Here is a 16,177-nt window from a genome sequence, read left to right as displayed (position 1 = left end):
TTAAAGCTTTTAAAAACGCCTCGCACTTGCGGGGCGTTTTTGTATCTGACATATGGGAACGCTATGCTTCGAGAGGCAGGAACGGGCTTCGCCCTTCGGGAGCGCTTCTCTTCGAAAGGTAGGAGCGGACTTGGCTCTTCGAGAGCACTTCACTTGGCGATATGAGGACTGACTTTGTCTTTCGCTCACGTTGATTTGTCATTCCCTAGAACGACTAAGGAGAGAGTAGGGAATCTCTTTGTTTCATTTTGCTGCTTTTTTCCTGTAAGGAGCGTGTGAGTCTCTTTTTCTACCCTAGAGCCAACCACGCATTTATGCTATATATGTCACCTTATCTAATCCCTTCCGGTACAGAATGTTAGCAACGATATGCGAATCTTTGTTATAGCCCTTACGTTACTGTTTGGCTGGCTTCAATATACCCTCTGGTTTGGCAAAAACGGGGTGTCTGACTACTACACAGTAGAAGATGAAATTGAAGTGCAGCAGCAAGTAAACAGCAAGCTGCAAGCTCGTAATAACGAGATGTTCGCTGAGATTGATGACTTACGACAAGGTCTTGATGCAATCGAAGAACGTGCACGTCATGAACTTGGTTTGGTTAAAGATGGCGAAACCTTCTACCGAATTGTCGATGAGGAAGAGCATTAATATGTTGGATACTAACACTCCAACCCATATTGCTATCGTGCCAGCCGCAGGTGTTGGCAGCCGCATGAAGGCAGATCGCCCAAAACAATACCTGTTGATTGACGGCAAAGCGGTACTGGAACATACCGTAGAGAAACTGCTTTCTCACCCAAAAATTTCTAAGGTTGTCGTGGCTATTACCGACGGCGACCCATACTACCCTGAACTCTCCATTGCTCAGCACCCTGATGTGATTCGTGTGGCTGGTGGTAAAGAAAGGGCAGACTCTGTGTTATCAGGGCTAAACTATGTAAGTACACATCTGGAAAGCGAGTGGGTATTAGTCCACGACGCTGCAAGACCGTGTGTATTAACATCCGACATTGACCATTTGATCGACGTTTGTAGCGCGCACCCAACGGGTGGCATCCTCGCATCTCCAGTGAGAGACACAATGAAGCGAGCAAACGCAGCACAAGATATTGATCATACGGTAGATAGAGAAGCATTGTGGCATGCATTAACTCCACAAATGTTTAAAACTCAGCAGCTTACTCAAGCACTGACTGACGCATTAGAACAAGGTGCAACCATCACTGATGAAGCCTCGGCTTTGGAATGGTTAGGTGAAAAGCCGGCACTTGTTCAAGGGAATGCGAATAATATAAAAATTACTCAGCCAGAAGATCTTGCGTTAGCCGAGTTTTATCTAAGCCGTGAGCGCGGCGAATAAAGAAAGGATAGAAAATGATTCGAATTGGTCATGGTTTCGACGTACATAAATTCGGTGGTGAAGGTCCGGTAATCATTGGTGGTGTAGCGATCCCTTACGAACAAGGTTTGATTGCACACTCTGACGGTGATGTAGCGCTGCATGCGTTAACGGATGCCCTGCTTGGCGCTATTGCTGCAGGCGACATTGGTCGTCACTTCCCTGATACGGACGACAAATGGAAAGGTGCAGACAGTCGTGAACTACTGAAAGACGTTTATCGCCGAGTCAAAGAGCAAGGCTACCGTCTTGGTAATGCCGATGTCACTATCATGGCACAAGCGCCGAAGATGGCACCGCACATTGACGCAATGTGTGCAGCGATTGCCGAAGACCTTGAAACCGACATTAGCAACATTAACGTAAAAGCAACGACGACAGAACGTCTTGGTTTTACTGGACGCAAAGAAGGCATTGCAACGGAAGCCGTTGTACTTCTGTTTAAGCAATAATTAGCAATTTGCTCCTCTAAGCTGTGATATCAGCGGAAATACATCATGTCAGACATTTTATCTTCATTGGCTTACCTAACAGGTAAGCCAGTTGCATCTGCAAAAATCAAAGCGCAGCCAGAGCACTTTCAGGTTCGCGAAGATTTAGGTTTTGCCTTTACGGGTGAAGGCGAGCATTTAATGGTTCGTATCCGTAAAACAGGTGAGAACACCAGTTTCGTTGCTAACGAACTAGCAAAAGCCTGTGGTGTTAAGTCGAAAGACGTTAGCTGGGCGGGTCTTAAAGACCGTCATGCTGTGACTGAACAGTGGCTAAGTGTGCATTTACCAAAAGGTGAAACGCCAGATTTTTCAGCATTTTTGGCGCAATACCCGAGCATCGAGATCCTAGCAACGGATCGTCACAATAAAAAACTGCGCCCTGGTGACTTAGTAGGGAACGAGTTCGTAGTTACTTTGTCTGAAGTGACAGATATAGCGGATGTTGAACAACGTCTTGAAAAAGTGAAACAAGTGGGTGTGCCAAACTACTTTGGTAGTCAACGTTTTGGTAACGATGGCAACAACCTTGAAGAAGCACGTCGATGGGGACGCGAGAACGTTCGTACCCGCAATCAAAACAAACGCAGCATGTATCTGTCAGCGGCTCGTTCGTGGATCTTCAACCGCATTGTTTCAGCTCGCCTAGAGAATGGTGTATTTGATAAGTTTATCGACGGTGATGTTGCGCAGACAGCTTCTGGCACTCAGTTAGTTGATGCAAGCAACATTGCCGAGTTACAAGCACAATTTGCTCAAGGCGAAGTGGCGATCACCGCGGCAATGGCGGGCGATAACGCACTACCAACTCAAGCGGATGCGCTAACCTTAGAACAACCGTTCTTAGATGAAGAACCAGATTTGATGGCACTGATTCGCGGTAACCGTATGCGTCACGACCGCCGCGATATCGCACTCAAGCCACAAGACCTAGCTTGGACGGTCGATGGTAATAACATCACGATGACATTCTCGCTGGATGCGGGTTCATTTGCGACCTCAATCGTGCGTGAGCTGGTCATCGAAGAAAAGGTAGAAAGAGAATATTAATGGAAATGGATTCACACAACGCGAAGCCATTAAGAATACTGCTCAGCAATGATGATGGTGTTCATGCTCAAGGAATTCATGCGCTTGCTGATGAGCTGAGAAGCATTGCCGAAGTAACGATTGTCGCACCAGACAGAAACCGCTCTGGTGCATCTAACTCATTGACGCTGGAGCAACCGCTGCGTGTCACCGAGATTGCGCCAAAGACATTCTCTGTGCAAGGTACGCCAACAGACTGTGTCCACTTTGCGCTGAATGAGTTGATGAAAGATGATTTGCCAGATCTTGTGTTGTCAGGCATCAATCATGGCGCAAATCTAGGTGATGACGTTTTGTACTCCGGCACGGTGGCTGCTGCTATGGAAGGACACTTCCTTGGCGTGCAGGCGATTGCTTTCTCTCTAGTCGGTAAACAACATTTTGAATCTGCTGCTAAAATTGCTCGCCAGTTGGTTGAGCAGCATCTGATTCGCCCAATTCCAACCAACCGTCTATTGAATGTAAACGTCCCTGATCTTCCGTTTGAAGAACTTGGTGAGATAGAAGTGACTCGCTTGGGTGCGCGTCATCACGCTGAGAATATGATTAAGCAGAAAGATCCACGCGGACATGATATTTATTGGCTTGGTCCTCCGGGTAAAGAGCAAGATGCTGGCATCGGTACGGACTTTTATGCCATTGAACATGGTTTTGTTTCAATCACGCCGCTGCAAGTCGATCTCACCGCTCATGAGTCGCTGCGCGCAATGGACAGTTGGTTAAAGGAAGAGAGTTAATGAGTAACCCACATGCTGACAGGTTGATAGCGTTTCTTATCTCCAGTGGCATCAGTGATCAACGTGTGTTGGATGCGATTTATCGACTACCGCGTGAGAGCTTTGTCTCACAAGCAATGATGCACCAAGCGTACGACAACAATGCGCTGCCGATTGGTCAGGGACAAACTATTTCTCAGCCTTATATCGTTGCAAAAATGACAGAGCTGCTTGATCTAAAATCGGACAGTAATGTTTTAGAAATCGGCACGGGCTCGGGTTACCAAACTGCAGTGCTTGCGCAAATTGTCGATCATGTCTATTCCGTTGAACGCATTAAGTCTTTGCAATGGGATGCTAAGCGTCGTCTGAAACAACTGGATATTTATAACGTCTCTACCAAACATGGAGATGGTTGGCTTGGATGGGAAGCGAAAGGTCCATTCGATGCGATTATTGTCACTGCGGCAGCGGAAAGTGTTCCCCAAGCACTTCTATCCCAGCTGAAAGAGGGCGGTAAGATGATCATTCCTGTTGGTGAAGATGAACAACAACTATTAAAAATTGAACGTCAGGGTGAACAATATCTGTCGACCGTGGTAGAAATGGTAAGATTTGTGCCATTAGTTGCAGGTGATTTAGCTTAAGGGTTAAAGACTAGGTGAAGAAGTTATTACGTCGTTTTGGTATTAGCTGTTTATTGGCTGCGGGACTGGTTGGTTGCGCGGCTCATTCACCTGCACCTGTTTCAAGCCTAAATAAAGATTACTCGACGGTTGAGCGTGGTAGTTATAGAGGGAGTTATTACGAAGTAAAGAAAGGTGATACCCTTTATTTTATTGCCTACGTCACAGATAAGGATGTAAATGATCTTGTTCGTTACAATGAATTGTCTGCGCCTTACACGATTTTCCCGGGGCAGAAGTTAAAACTTTGGGCTCCGAAATATGTTGCGCCTAAATATGGTCATAAAGTGGAACCCGTTGTTGCTCCTGTAGTTGCGGCGAAACCTGTTCCAGTGACTAAAACATCAACAGCGTCAAAGCCGTCAAATTCAAGTAAAAGCTCTACTCAAAAACCTAAACCGACTAAGACTCAAGTTGCACAAAAACAGCCTCCAAAGAAGGTTGAACAATCCAAACCAAAGGAGTATGTTGGGTCAAAAGGTAATCAGAATGTTAAACCGAAACCGCCAGTAACTACCGCGAAAAACGATAAAGTATCGAAGTGGTTATGGCCAACAAAAGGGAGAGTAATCAAGAACTTCTCAGCGGGAGAACAAGGAAATAAAGGCATAGACATCGCAGGACAGCGTGGTCAGCCAATCGTTTCAACCGCAGCCGGCACAGTCGTGTACTCAGGTAATGCGCTACGAGGTTATGGCAACCTAATTATAGTGAAGCATAACGACAATTATTTAAGCGCATACGCACACAATGACAGATTGCTGGTCTCAGAAGGACAAAGTGTTAAGAGCGGACAAAAAATAGCGACCATGGGTAGTTCTGGTTCTAAATCCGTCAAACTTCACTTTGAAATTCGCTATCAAGGTAAATCAGTGAATCCAAAGCGCTATTTACCGTAGAACTTTGAATAACAACTTGCGACATCATTTAGCGACATATTGAGTTGTCATGTCTTGCTAACTCGCCAGGGGGAGGCGTTATGAGTATCAGCAACACAGTAACCAAAGTTGAAGAGTTCGAATATGATAATGCACAATCGGAAGGCATTTCTAACGGACTTGAAAAACCATCTAACGGAACCAAAACAGCAGCACGCGAAGAGTTTGATGCGAGCAGCAAGAGCCTAGACGCGACTCAGCTTTACCTAGGTGAAATTGGTTTCTCACCTCTACTTACTGCAGAAGAAGAAGTACTTTATGCACGACGTGCACTGCGTGGCGATGAAGCCGCTCGCAAACGCATGATCGAAAGTAACTTGCGTCTTGTAGTGAAGATCTCTCGCCGATACAGCAATCGTGGTCTTGCGCTTCTTGATCTTATTGAAGAAGGTAACTTAGGTTTGATCCGTGCGGTCGAGAAGTTTGATCCAGAACGAGGCTTCCGTTTCTCAACTTACGCGACGTGGTGGATTCGCCAAACGATCGAACGTGCGTTGATGAACCAAACTCGTACAATCCGTCTGCCAATTCATGTGGTTAAAGAGCTGAACATTTATCTGCGTACAGCGCGTGAACTTTCTCAGAAGCTCGACCATGAACCAACAGCAGAAGAGATTGCTGCACAGTTAGATATCCCAGTAGAAGACGTAAGTAAAATGCTTCGCCTTAACGAGCGTATTAGCTCTGTCGATACTCCAATCGGTGGTGACGGCGAGAAAGCGTTACTGGATATTATTCCTGATGCAAACAACTCGGATCCTGAAGTTTCCACTCAAGACGATGACATCAAATCTTCATTGATCCATTGGCTAGAAGAGCTGAATCCAAAACAGAAAGAAGTGCTGGCACGTCGTTTTGGTCTGCTTGGTTATGAGCCATCAACGCTTGAAGAAGTGGGACGTGAAATTGGTTTAACACGCGAACGTGTTCGCCAGATCCAAGTGGAAGGCTTACGTCGACTACGCGAGATCTTGATTAAACAAGGTCTGAACATGGAAAACTTGTTCAACGTAGAAGACGACTAAACTTGTTCAACGTAGAAGACGACTAAACGTAGGCAGCGATAGAGGCTAGATCAGAATAAACAAAAGGCTATGGGTGACCATAGCCTTTTTGCGTTTTACTGTACCAGTTAGCCCAAGAACTAGAGCATCTTCTTCAAGCGGTATAGCTCTTCCAGTGCCTGACGCGGCGTTAAATCATCAGGGTCGATATTCGACAATGCTTGTTCAACATCACTAGGTTCAGGGATCAGGCTGAGTTGGTTTGCCACATCAACGGTACTCGGACGAGGTGAGTCATTACCTTGACCTAATTGTTCAAGCTGCGACAGTTTGTGACGTGCATTCTTGATGACTGGTTTTGGAACGCCCGCTAAACCAGCAACCGCTAGACCATAAGACTTGCTTGCCGCGCCTTCTTGAACTGCATGCATAAAAGCAATGCTGTCACCGTGTTCTACCGCATCAAGGTGAACGTTAGCGAGATTTGGCAGCAAGTTTGGCAGCTCAGTCAGTTCGAAGTAGTGCGTTGCGAACAGAGTCATTGCCCCAATCTGAGTTGCAAGCCATTCTGCACTTGCCCATGCCAAAGACAGACCATCGTAAGTACTGGTACCGCGACCAATTTCATCCATCAGCACCAAGCTGTTCTTAGTGGCGTTGTGAAGAATGTTGGCGGTTTCAGTCATTTCTACCATGAAGGTTGAACGACCAGATGCCAAATCATCAGATGCGCCGATACGAGTAAAGATACGGTCTAGAGAGCCAATATGAGCTGATTCTGCAGGAACGTATGAACCAATGTGAGCCATCAAAGCAATCAATGCAGTCTGGCGCATGTAGGTCGATTTACCACCCATGTTTGGACCGGTGATGATCAGCATCTTACGATTTGAGCTCAGTTCAATTGGGTTAGCAATAAATGGTTCGCTTGTTACTTGCTCCACGACAGGATGACGACCCGCTTGAATGCTAATGCCCGCTTCTTTGTCCAATGTTGGGCGACAGTAATCAAGTGAATCTGCACGCTCGGCTAGGTTTTGTAGTACGTCCAACTGAGAGATCGCCGAAGCAAGGTTTTGCATCTTCTCAAGGTTTGGCATCAACAAATCAAATAGTTCTTCCCACAGTTTTTTCTCAACTGCTAGCGCTTTTGATTTTGAATTCAGAACTTTATCTTCGTGCTCTTTCAGCTCTGGAATGATATAGCGTTCTGCATTTTTCAGTGTTTGGCGACGTACATAGTGTGGTGGAACCAAGTGGCTTTGACCACGGCTAACCTGAATGAAGAAACCGTGTACAGCGTTGTAGCCAACTTTTAGGGTGTCGATGCCATGACGTTCACGCTCGTCTGCTTCGAGTTTTTCAAGATACTCGGTTGCACCGTCTGCAAGCTTGCGCCATTCATCAAGTTCCGCATTGTAGCCTTCTGCAATCACGCCTCCCTCGCGAATAACCACTGGTGGGTTTTCTTTGATTGCACGCTCAAGTAAGTCACATACCTCATCCATTGGCGCAGCAAATTGAGCCAACTTTCTAAGATATGGGTGAACTAGAGAAGAAGTGACTGCTTCCAACTCTGGCAGCTGTTGCATCGCATGGCGTAGACGAGCCATATCGCGCGGACGTGCTGAGCGCAGCGCCAAACGGGCTAGGATACGCTCGATGTCACCAATTTGTTTGAAGATTGGTTGAATGTCGGTGAACAAGCTCTGATCTTTGATCTCACCAATTGCATCAAGACGGTTGTTAAGAGTATCGACACAGCGCATTGGTTGATGTAACCAGCGCTTCAGCATACGGCTGCCCATTGGGGTCGCACAGTGATCGAGTACTTCGGCTAGCGTGTTATCGGTCCCACCAGATAGGTTTTGCGTCAACTCTAAGTTGCGACGTGTTGCCGCATCAAGAATGACTGAGTGATCTTGGCGATCAAACGTCAATGAACGAATGTGTGGTAGGGCAGTACGCTGAGTATCTTTTACGTATTGGATCAAACAACCCGCAGCACACAGACCCAGTGAAGCGTGCTCAACCCCAAAGCCTACCAAGTCGCGCGTACCAAATTGTTGGTTCAATTGCTGCTTAGCGGTATCTAGCTCAAATTCCCAGACAGGACGACGACGGTTACCGTTACGGTTTGACATCAGATGTACGGGTTCAAAATCTTCAGGGAAGAGTAATTCACGAGGCGCAGTACGTTGCAGTTCAGCAGCCATTGCTTCTTCGGTTTCAGGCTCAACTAATTGGAAGCGACCCGAAGTCACATCCAATGTCGCGTAACCGAACTTACCATTGTGATGGTAAATAGACGCAATCAGGTTGTCGATACGCTCTGACAGCAGTGCTTCGTCGGTTACTGTACCTGGTGTAACAATGCGTACTACTTTACGTTCAACTGGACCTTTGCTTGTTGCAGGATCGCCAATCTGTTCACAGATCGCGACAGACTCACCAAGCTGAACAAGTTTGGCTAGATAACCTTCAACGGCGTGGAATGGAACGCCAGCCATCGGGATAGGTTCACCTGCCGATGCACCACGTTTAGTCAACGAAATATCAAGCAATTGAGATGCGCGTTTAGCATCGTCGTAGAAGAGTTCGTAGAAGTCGCCCATGCGGTAAAACAGCAAGATTTCTGGGTTCTCAGCCTTTAGCTTGAGATATTGCTGCATCATCGGAGTGTGTTTTTGTTCAGCTTTCACAGGTAAGTACTTTTGTTTATTTCCGTAGCGGCTTAGGATACGTGAATCCCTATCAAGTAAAAAGAGACAAAGGGCATTTTTGGCTATGGAACGAGCAACAAAATTGAGTGCCGATTTAGGTGCATTATTGGCTAAGCATGGACATGTTTTAACGACGGCAGAATCATGCACGGGTGGCGGTGTTGTAACTGCTATTACTGATATTGCTGGCAGTTCTGCGTGGCTTGACCGGGCGTTTGTCACTTACAGTAATGAAGCCAAAATGGAGATGCTTGGTGTACAAGCTTCAACGTTGGAAGCTCATGGTGCGGTGAGCGAACCCGTTGTGATTGAAATGGTACAAGGTGCCATTCGTAATTCGAATGCTACTATCGGCGTGTCCATCAGTGGTATTGCTGGACCAGGAGGAGGCAGTGAAGAGAAACCTGTCGGTACGGTCTGTTTTGCCTTCGCTGATAACCAAAACTGGCAGCAAGTGGATACCATGCATTTCACTGGTGACCGTGCTCAAGTTCGCAAAAAAGCGGTCGAACACGCACTGACTCAATTGTATCAACATCTGATTTAGAATTTGTGAAATTGCCTTAGCCCAGATTTGATAAGGGCTAGAGCAAATCATGGCTTTAGGTTAGTCAAATTTTTTTCATACAGGTATGGACACTGTATGAATCAACAGTATAATGGCTTTCATTGCTGAGCAGTTCTTCTGCTTAAGAAAAATGAATTACTATTCGTCGCCCAAAACAAGATGAATAAATCGGAGAAAGTAATGGACGAGAACAAACAGAAAGCGCTCGCCGCTGCGCTAGGTCAAATTGAAAAGCAATTCGGTAAAGGCTCTATTATGCGCCTTGGTGATAACCGCGCAATGGACGTAGAAACCATCTCAACGGGTTCTCTTTCTCTTGATATCGCTTTGGGTGCTGGTGGTCTACCAATGGGTCGTATCGTAGAAATCTACGGTCCAGAATCTTCAGGTAAAACAACGCTAACTCTTGAGCTGATCGCTGCTGCGCAACGTGAAGGCAAAACTTGTGCGTTTATCGATGCAGAGCACGCGCTAGATCCTGTATACGCGAAGAAACTTGGCGTTGATATCGATGCACTATTGGTTTCTCAGCCTGATACGGGTGAGCAAGCGCTAGAGATCTGTGACGCACTTGCACGTTCTGGTGCTATTGACGTTATGGTGGTTGACTCTGTTGCAGCACTAACACCAAAAGCAGAAATTGAAGGCGAAATGGGTGACAGCCACATGGGTCTTCAAGCACGTATGCTTTCTCAAGCAATGCGTAAGCTAACGGGTAACCTAAAACAGTCTAACTGTATGTGTATCTTTATCAACCAAATCCGTATGAAGATTGGTGTGATGTTCGGTAACCCAGAAACAACGACTGGTGGTAACGCACTTAAGTTCTACGCTTCTGTTCGTCTAGATATCCGTCGTACTGGCGCAATCAAAGAAGGTGACGAAGTAGTAGGTAACGAAACGCGCATCAAAGTTGTTAAGAACAAGATTGCTGCACCGTTTAAAGAAGCAAACACGCAAATCATGTACGGCCAAGGTTTCAACCGTGAAGGTGAGCTGATTGACCTAGGCGTGAAGCACAAGCTAGTTGAAAAAGCAGGTGCATGGTACAGCTACCAAGGCGACAAGATTGGTCAAGGTAAAGCAAACGCTTGTAACTACCTACGCGAAAACCCAGAAATCGGTAAGACTATCGATACTAAACTGCGTGAAATGCTACTTTCACCAGCACTTCCTGAAGCACCAGAATCAGGTGAAAAATCAGAGCAAGAAGAAGAGTTTTAATCTTCTTACTGAGTCATATTGAACAAGGCCCTGCTATGCGGGGCTTTGTTGTATCTGCTGAAATAAAAATCGAAAAAACAAAGGCTGGGCTTATATCAGTTAGGGTAGGCAAGCGATCAGAACTAGCGTGTTAGTAGGTTAGAGTAAGCGGTTATTTACTACGATTGAGATAAATCCTGTACAGCAAAAACAGTTTTAGGATCACCATGTACCAAAAGCGTCAAGCGCCGACTCTATCTAGCAAAGAAGCGGCTATTCAATTATTGAGCCGTCGAGACCATGGGCAATACGAGTTATACCAAAAGCTGGCTCTAAAAGGTTATGAAGAGGCAGACATAGAATCGGCAATCAATTTTTGTCTCGACCACAACTATTTGGATGACCTGCGCTATGCCAAAAGCCAAGTGCGTCAACATGTTTACAAAGGGCATGGCGAGCGCCGAATTCGTCAAGAATTGAACCAAAAACGTGTAGCAGAATCCATCATCGATATGGCAATGGCAGAAGAGCCACAAGACTGGTTTGAACTGGCAAGAATGGCTGCTGAGAAGAAATTCAAAGGAATAAAAGCCAAAGACCAGAAAGAGTACGCTAAACAAGTGCGATTTCTGCAATATCGTGGCTACAGTTTTGACCAAATTAGCTACGCGCTGAGCTTTGAGGACGAAGATTAACGGTCAGTCGTTCGCACTGTTTTTTGTTTTGCTTCAAATTTTTTCTTCTAATGCCTCTTTTCCGCAAGAAAACTAGTCGTAGCTGATTGCATGATCTACAATACGGCAAAATTCTAACTCGACTATTTTCAGGAAGAGCTGCATGTACATGAGCACTGATGAGGTTCGTAACGCGTTCCTCAAGTTCTTTGAGAGCAAAGGACACCAAATCGTAGAAAGTTCATCGTTAGTTCCACATAACGACCCAACCCTGCTGTTCACAAACGCGGGTATGAACCAATTTAAAGATTGTTTCTTAGGCTTAGAAAAACGAGCCTACACTCGAGCGACTACGGCTCAACGTTGTGTACGTGCTGGTGGTAAACACAACGACCTGGAAAACGTTGGCTTTACAGCTCGTCACCACACTTTCTTTGAAATGCTAGGTAACTTCAGCTTTGGTGACTACTTCAAGGAAGACGCAATTTCTTTCGCATGGGAATTCCTAACAGAAACCCTTAAGCTGCCAGCAGACCGTCTACTTGTAACAGTTTACGAGACAGACGACGAAGCATTCGATATCTGGAACAAAAAAGTAGGCGTTCCAGCAGACCGCATTATTCGCATCGGCGACAAGAAAGGTGGTAAACCATACGAGTCAGATAACTTCTGGCAAATGGGTGACACAGGTCCTTGTGGTCCATGTACTGAAATCTTCTACGATCACGGTGAGCACATCTGGGGTGGCCGTCCTGGCACACCTGAAGAAGATGGTGACCGTTTCATCGAGATCTGGAACAACGTATTCATGCAGTTCAACCGTCACGCAGACGGCACTATGGAACCGCTACCAAAACCATCGGTAGATACTGGTATGGGTATCGAGCGTATCTCTGCAATCATGCAAGGCGTTCACTCAAACTACGAAATCGATGTATTCCAAGCTCTTATCAAAGCTGCTGCTGAAGTGATTGGCTACGAAGATCTATCAAACCAATCGCTACGCGTTATCGCTGACCACATCCGTTCATGTTCATTCCTGATCGTTGATGGCGTTATGCCTTCAAACGAAGGTCGTGGTTACGTTCTACGTCGTATCATCCGTCGTGCAGTTCGTCACGGTAACAAGCTAGGCGCACAAGGTGCATTCTTCCACAAACTGGTTGGTGTACTAGCGGAAATCATGGGTACGGCTGGTGAAGAGCTGAAGCGTCAACAAGCTGTGGTTGAAAAAGTACTGCGTATCGAAGAAGAAAACTTCGGTCGTACACTTGAGCGCGGTATGGCGATTCTAAACGAAGCGCTAGATAACATTTCTTCGCAAGGAACGGACGGTAAAGTTCTAGACGGCGAAACCGTATTTAAACTTTACGATACTTACGGCTTCCCAGCTGACTTAACTAACGACGTTGCACGTGAGCGTGAGTTCGCAATCGACGAAGAAGGTTTCGAGAAAGCGATGGAAGAGCAGCGTCAACGTGCGCGTGAAGCTGGTAACTTTGGTACTGACTACAACGCAGCAATCAAAGTTGATACGCAAACAGAATTCTGTGGTTACGCAGGCACTAAAGGCTCTAGCTCTGTAGCGGCGATGTTCGTTGAAGGCAACGAAGTAGAATCTCTATCTGCAGGCGACAAAGCAATCATCGTGCTTGGTGAAACACCATTCTACGCAGAGTCAGGCGGTCAGTGTGGTGACGCTGGTGAAATCCGCACTGAGTCTGGTGTATTCCGTGTTGAAGACACTCAAAAACTAGGTAACGCAATCGCACACCACGGTGTAATGGCAGAAGGCGTGCTAGCGAAAGGCGACGAAGTAGCAACTATCGTTGACGCAGAGCGTCGCGCAGCTATCTCTCTAAACCACTCAGCAACGCACTTGCTACACGCAGCACTTCGCCAAGTTCTTGGTGAGCACGTAACGCAGAAAGGCTCTCTAGTGAAAGCTGACAGCCTACGTTTCGACTTCTCACACCTAGAAGCCGTAACGGCAGCAGAGCTGAAAGAAGTAGAGCGTCTAGTCAACGCGCAAATTCGTCGCAACCACACGATTGAAACTAACGTGATGGACATTGAGTCTGCGAAGAAGAAAGGCGCAATGGCACTATTCGGCGAGAAGTACGACGACGAAGTACGCGTACTGTCTATGGGGGACTTCTCTACTGAACTTTGTGGTGGTATCCACGCTTCAAACACAGGTGATATCGGTCTATTCAAGATCACATCTGAAGGTGGTATCGCAGCAGGTATCCGTCGTATCGAAGCGGTAACGGGTGAAGGTGCGCTAGACGCAATCGAAGCTCAAGCGGCTAAGTACGAAGAGAAACTGGCTGAATCAGCGCAGAAAGCAAAATCTCTAGAGAAAGAAATCCAGAAACTGAAAGACAAGATGGCTGCGGCAGAAAGCGCAAACATCATGGGTAAAGTTCAGGACATCAACGGTACTAAAGTACTGATTGCTGCTCTAGAAGGCGCAGATAACAAGAACCTACGTACTATGGTTGATGACATCAAAAACCAAGTCGGTAGCGGCGTTATCCTTCTTGCAAACGTGAACGATGACAAGATCGGTCTGATTGCAGGTGTAACCAAAGACCTTATCGGCAAAGTGAAAGCGGGTGACCTAGTTAAGATGGTTGCTGAGCAAGTTGGCGGTAAAGGCGGTGGTCGCCCAGATATGGCGCAAGCAGGTGGTACTGATGTTGCAGCGCTACCTGCGGCGATTCAGTCTGTACAGCCTTGGCTAGAAGAACGCCTATAAGCTTTTAAAAAATGATTTACGCTCAATCAAGCTTCTTTGATTGGGCGTAATTTTTTTATGGTAACCAAGTGGTTTAATTGACCGTATTTTAACCAGGTCATTTACGCTGCTTGGTTTTTGTTGTAACTACCGCTTATATAATTTATCTCAATGGAGTATGAGTGGTCCTAATGAGACTTTGGTCTTGGGAAGGTGAAGACTGGTGAAAAAGCCCCTTATCGTGCAAAAGTTTGGTGGAACCTCTGTGGGTTCAATTGAAAGAATCCACCAGGTAGCTGAACACATCATTAAGGCGAAGAATGATGGTAATCAAGTTGTCGTTGTTGTGTCTGCAATGTCAGGCGAAACAAACCGACTAATGGAACTGGCTAAGCAAGTAGATAGCGTTCCAACTGCTCGAGAACTTGATGTTTTGCTCTCTGCTGGTGAGCAAGTGTCGATGGCACTGCTAGCAATGACTCTGAATAAATTGGGTTACGCTGCACGCTCACTTACCGGAGCACAAGCGAACATTGTGACGGACAATCAACACAATGACGCGACGATTAAACACATTGATACTTCTACGATTCTGGATTTACTTGAACAAGACCAAATCGTGATCGTGGCAGGATTCCAAGGTGTGAATGAAAATGGGGATATCACCACATTAGGTCGAGGTGGCTCAGATACGAGCGCAGTGACACTGGCTGGTGCGTTAAGCGCTGATGAGTGTCAAATCTTTACCGACGTTGATGGTATTTATACTTGTGACCCACGTGTAGTAAAAAACGCTCAAAAGATGGCAGTTATTGATTTTCCTTCGATGGAAGCGATGGCTAGCCGCGGAGCAAAGGTCTTACATCTTCCTTCTGTGCAGTATGCGTGGAAGAACAATGTACCGCTACGCGTGCTTTCGACATTTGATTTGAACGAAGGCAGTTTGGTAAAAGGGGAAGCAGGCTCAAAAGCCGTCTCTGGTATAGCCATTCAACGTGACCTTGCCATTATTGAAGTCGACAACGAACATTTGTCTAGCATTACAAAGCAATGTCAGATGTTGGGTATCGACATTTGGAATGTGATCGAGGAAACAGAACGAACAGGTATCATGATAAAACAAGATGCATGTGCCAAGTTGGATCTGGTGTTCAGCGATAAAATCCGTAATAGTGAAGCTGTAAGCCTGTTGACCGCTGTGGGGCTAGAAGCCAATGGAATGGTTGACCATGCCTGTGAATTGTTGGCACAGCAAGATATTGCAATCAATTTCTGTTCAACGAATGCACTCACTATGATGCTAGTCTTACCACCTATGTGTGTGGATGCAGCAGCAAACATTCTTCATGATGCTTACGTTACATCTAGTGAAGCATTGAACATTCAGCAAAAACATGCCTTTTTGGGCTAATTTTCAGTGACAAGGTAGTTTACGAAAATATAACTTTTGTTGGATAATAGCTTTGTAGCAAGAAAATTTAGAGATTACTCAAGGAGCAAAGAATGCTAATTTTGACTCGCCGCGTAGGCGAAACACTTATGATTGGTGATGAAGTGACTGTAACTGTACTAGGTGTTAAAGGTAACCAAGTACGTATCGGCGTTAACGCTCCGAAAGAGGTTTCTGTTCACCGTGAAGAAATCTACATGCGCATTCAAGCTGAAAAAGGCAATGGTAACGTTGCTTCTGGTAACTACTAAGCTGCTCCTGTTTACAGAGCTTAGTTTGAATGAAAAAGGCTAGCCGAAGGGCTAGCCTTTTTAGTTTCTGATTAATGTCATTTTTTAAGAGAAGACTCTCTTTTTTTCATCATAATAGGGTGGTAAAGTTTGTTTAATAGTCACTTTGATTAAATCCGCATCGGTTAAGCGATTTTTGCGTTTTTTTTCAAAGAAAGTGTTTGACATATTTTCGGTAAAACGTAATATGTGCCTCCGCAAGA

The 16,177-nt window shown here is 45.9% G+C and carries 15 protein-coding genes; 14 read left to right on the top strand and 1 reads right to left on the bottom strand.

Annotation, left to right across the window (positions count from 1 at the left end; genetic code table 11):
* Positions 1-369 precede the first annotated feature (369 nt).
* The 8 genes from ftsB to rpoS all read left to right on the top strand — a co-directional run bounded on the left by ftsB (position 370) and on the right by rpoS (position 6,347).
* A complete protein-coding gene (ftsB, locus tag VHA02S_RS23255; RefSeq protein ID WP_005452106.1) occupies positions 370-651 on the top strand; it encodes a cell division protein FtsB in 282 nt (93 codons plus the stop codon).
* A gap of 1 nt (position 652) precedes the next feature.
* Positions 653-1,363, top strand: coding sequence for a 2-C-methyl-D-erythritol 4-phosphate cytidylyltransferase (gene ispD, locus VHA02S_RS23250; RefSeq protein WP_038899663.1), 711 nt, complete (start codon positions 653-655; stop codon positions 1,361-1,363).
* 14 nt (positions 1,364-1,377) lie between these two features.
* On the top strand, positions 1,378-1,854 hold the full coding sequence (gene ispF / locus VHA02S_RS23245; protein WP_005425365.1) for a 2-C-methyl-D-erythritol 2,4-cyclodiphosphate synthase: 477 nt from the start codon (positions 1,378-1,380) through the stop codon (positions 1,852-1,854).
* A 45-nt stretch (positions 1,855-1,899) separates the two neighbouring features.
* Positions 1,900-2,943 carry a tRNA pseudouridine(13) synthase TruD gene (gene truD, locus VHA02S_RS23240; RefSeq protein WP_038899661.1) on the top strand — a complete coding sequence of 348 codons (1,044 nt, stop codon included), beginning with the start codon at positions 1,900-1,902 and terminating at the stop codon, positions 2,941-2,943.
* The gene (gene surE / locus VHA02S_RS23235) at positions 2,943-3,719 is read left to right on the top strand and encodes a 5'/3'-nucleotidase SurE (RefSeq protein WP_009698768.1); all 777 of its coding nucleotides are present in this window, start codon (positions 2,943-2,945) and stop codon (positions 3,717-3,719) included. The genes truD and surE overlap by 1 nt, the downstream gene beginning before the upstream one ends.
* Positions 3,719-4,345: a protein-L-isoaspartate(D-aspartate) O-methyltransferase gene (locus VHA02S_RS23230; protein WP_005452113.1), complete on the top strand. Its 627-nt coding sequence runs from the start codon at positions 3,719-3,721 to the stop codon at positions 4,343-4,345. Before surE ends, VHA02S_RS23230 begins: the two co-directional genes overlap by 1 nt.
* A gap of 14 nt (positions 4,346-4,359) precedes the next feature.
* Positions 4,360-5,283, top strand: a complete 924-nt coding sequence (locus VHA02S_RS23225) for a peptidoglycan DD-metalloendopeptidase family protein (RefSeq protein ID WP_009698767.1) — start codon at positions 4,360-4,362, stop codon at positions 5,281-5,283.
* Between the two features lie 80 nt (positions 5,284-5,363).
* Positions 5,364-6,347 carry an RNA polymerase sigma factor RpoS gene (rpoS, locus tag VHA02S_RS23220; protein WP_005452115.1) on the top strand — a complete coding sequence of 328 codons (984 nt, stop codon included), beginning with the start codon at positions 5,364-5,366 and terminating at the stop codon, positions 6,345-6,347.
* 119 nt (positions 6,348-6,466) lie between these two features.
* Here rpoS and mutS read toward each other — a convergent pair whose 3' ends face one another.
* Positions 6,467-9,028: a DNA mismatch repair protein MutS gene (gene mutS / locus VHA02S_RS23215; protein WP_038899660.1), complete on the bottom strand. Its 2,562-nt coding sequence runs from the start codon at positions 9,026-9,028 to the stop codon at positions 6,467-6,469.
* 85 nt (positions 9,029-9,113) lie between these two features.
* Between mutS and pncC the strand changes: the two genes are divergently transcribed.
* The 6 genes from pncC (at position 9,114) to csrA (ending at position 15,935) form a co-directional block, all read left to right on the top strand.
* Positions 9,114-9,596 carry a nicotinamide-nucleotide amidase gene (gene pncC / locus VHA02S_RS23210; protein WP_038899659.1) on the top strand — a complete coding sequence of 161 codons (483 nt, stop codon included), beginning with the start codon at positions 9,114-9,116 and terminating at the stop codon, positions 9,594-9,596.
* A 201-nt stretch (positions 9,597-9,797) separates the two neighbouring features.
* Positions 9,798-10,841 carry a recombinase RecA gene (recA, locus tag VHA02S_RS23205; RefSeq protein ID WP_005436413.1) on the top strand — a complete coding sequence of 348 codons (1,044 nt, stop codon included), beginning with the start codon at positions 9,798-9,800 and terminating at the stop codon, positions 10,839-10,841.
* A gap of 206 nt (positions 10,842-11,047) precedes the next feature.
* Positions 11,048-11,515, top strand: coding sequence for a recombination regulator RecX (recX, locus tag VHA02S_RS23200; protein ID WP_005452120.1), 468 nt, complete (start codon positions 11,048-11,050; stop codon positions 11,513-11,515).
* Between the two features lie 142 nt (positions 11,516-11,657).
* Positions 11,658-14,255 (top strand): alanine--tRNA ligase, encoded by a 2,598-nt coding sequence (gene alaS / locus VHA02S_RS23195; RefSeq protein ID WP_038899658.1) that lies wholly within the window; start codon positions 11,658-11,660, stop codon positions 14,253-14,255.
* Between the two features lie 202 nt (positions 14,256-14,457).
* Positions 14,458-15,645: an aspartate kinase gene (locus VHA02S_RS23190; protein WP_005452123.1), complete on the top strand. Its 1,188-nt coding sequence runs from the start codon at positions 14,458-14,460 to the stop codon at positions 15,643-15,645.
* Positions 15,646-15,737: 92 nt separating this feature from the next.
* A complete protein-coding gene (gene csrA / locus VHA02S_RS23185; RefSeq protein WP_004415691.1) occupies positions 15,738-15,935 on the top strand; it encodes a carbon storage regulator CsrA in 198 nt (65 codons plus the stop codon).
* Positions 15,936-16,177: the final 242 nt, after the last annotated feature.

Source organism: Vibrio harveyi NBRC 15634 = ATCC 14126 = KCTC 12724, from assembly GCF_001591145.1.
Lineage (GTDB): Bacteria > Pseudomonadota > Gammaproteobacteria > Enterobacterales > Vibrionaceae > Vibrio > Vibrio harveyi.
This window is presented reverse-complemented; position numbering and strand designations above follow the sequence as displayed.

Excerpts from the sequence above, each read along its gene's own strand:
- ftsB (WP_005452106.1), top strand. The coding sequence starts at position 370 with ATGCGAATCTTTGTTATAGCCCTTACGTTACTGTTTGGCTGGCTTCAA.
- ispD (WP_038899663.1), top strand. The coding sequence starts at position 653 with ATGTTGGATACTAACACTCCAACCCATATTGCTATCGTGCCAGCCGCA.
- ispF (WP_005425365.1), top strand. The coding sequence starts at position 1,378 with ATGATTCGAATTGGTCATGGTTTCGACGTACATAAATTCGGTGGTGAA.
- truD (WP_038899661.1), top strand. The coding sequence starts at position 1,900 with ATGTCAGACATTTTATCTTCATTGGCTTACCTAACAGGTAAGCCAGTT.
- surE (WP_009698768.1), top strand. The coding sequence starts at position 2,943 with ATGGAAATGGATTCACACAACGCGAAGCCATTAAGAATACTGCTCAGC.
- VHA02S_RS23230 (WP_005452113.1), top strand. The coding sequence starts at position 3,719 with ATGAGTAACCCACATGCTGACAGGTTGATAGCGTTTCTTATCTCCAGT.
- rpoS (WP_005452115.1), top strand. The coding sequence starts at position 5,364 with ATGAGTATCAGCAACACAGTAACCAAAGTTGAAGAGTTCGAATATGAT.
- pncC (WP_038899659.1), top strand. The coding sequence starts at position 9,114 with ATGGAACGAGCAACAAAATTGAGTGCCGATTTAGGTGCATTATTGGCT.
- recA (WP_005436413.1), top strand. The coding sequence starts at position 9,798 with ATGGACGAGAACAAACAGAAAGCGCTCGCCGCTGCGCTAGGTCAAATT.
- recX (WP_005452120.1), top strand. The coding sequence starts at position 11,048 with ATGTACCAAAAGCGTCAAGCGCCGACTCTATCTAGCAAAGAAGCGGCT.
- alaS (WP_038899658.1), top strand. The coding sequence starts at position 11,658 with ATGTACATGAGCACTGATGAGGTTCGTAACGCGTTCCTCAAGTTCTTT.
- csrA (WP_004415691.1), top strand. The coding sequence starts at position 15,738 with ATGCTAATTTTGACTCGCCGCGTAGGCGAAACACTTATGATTGGTGAT.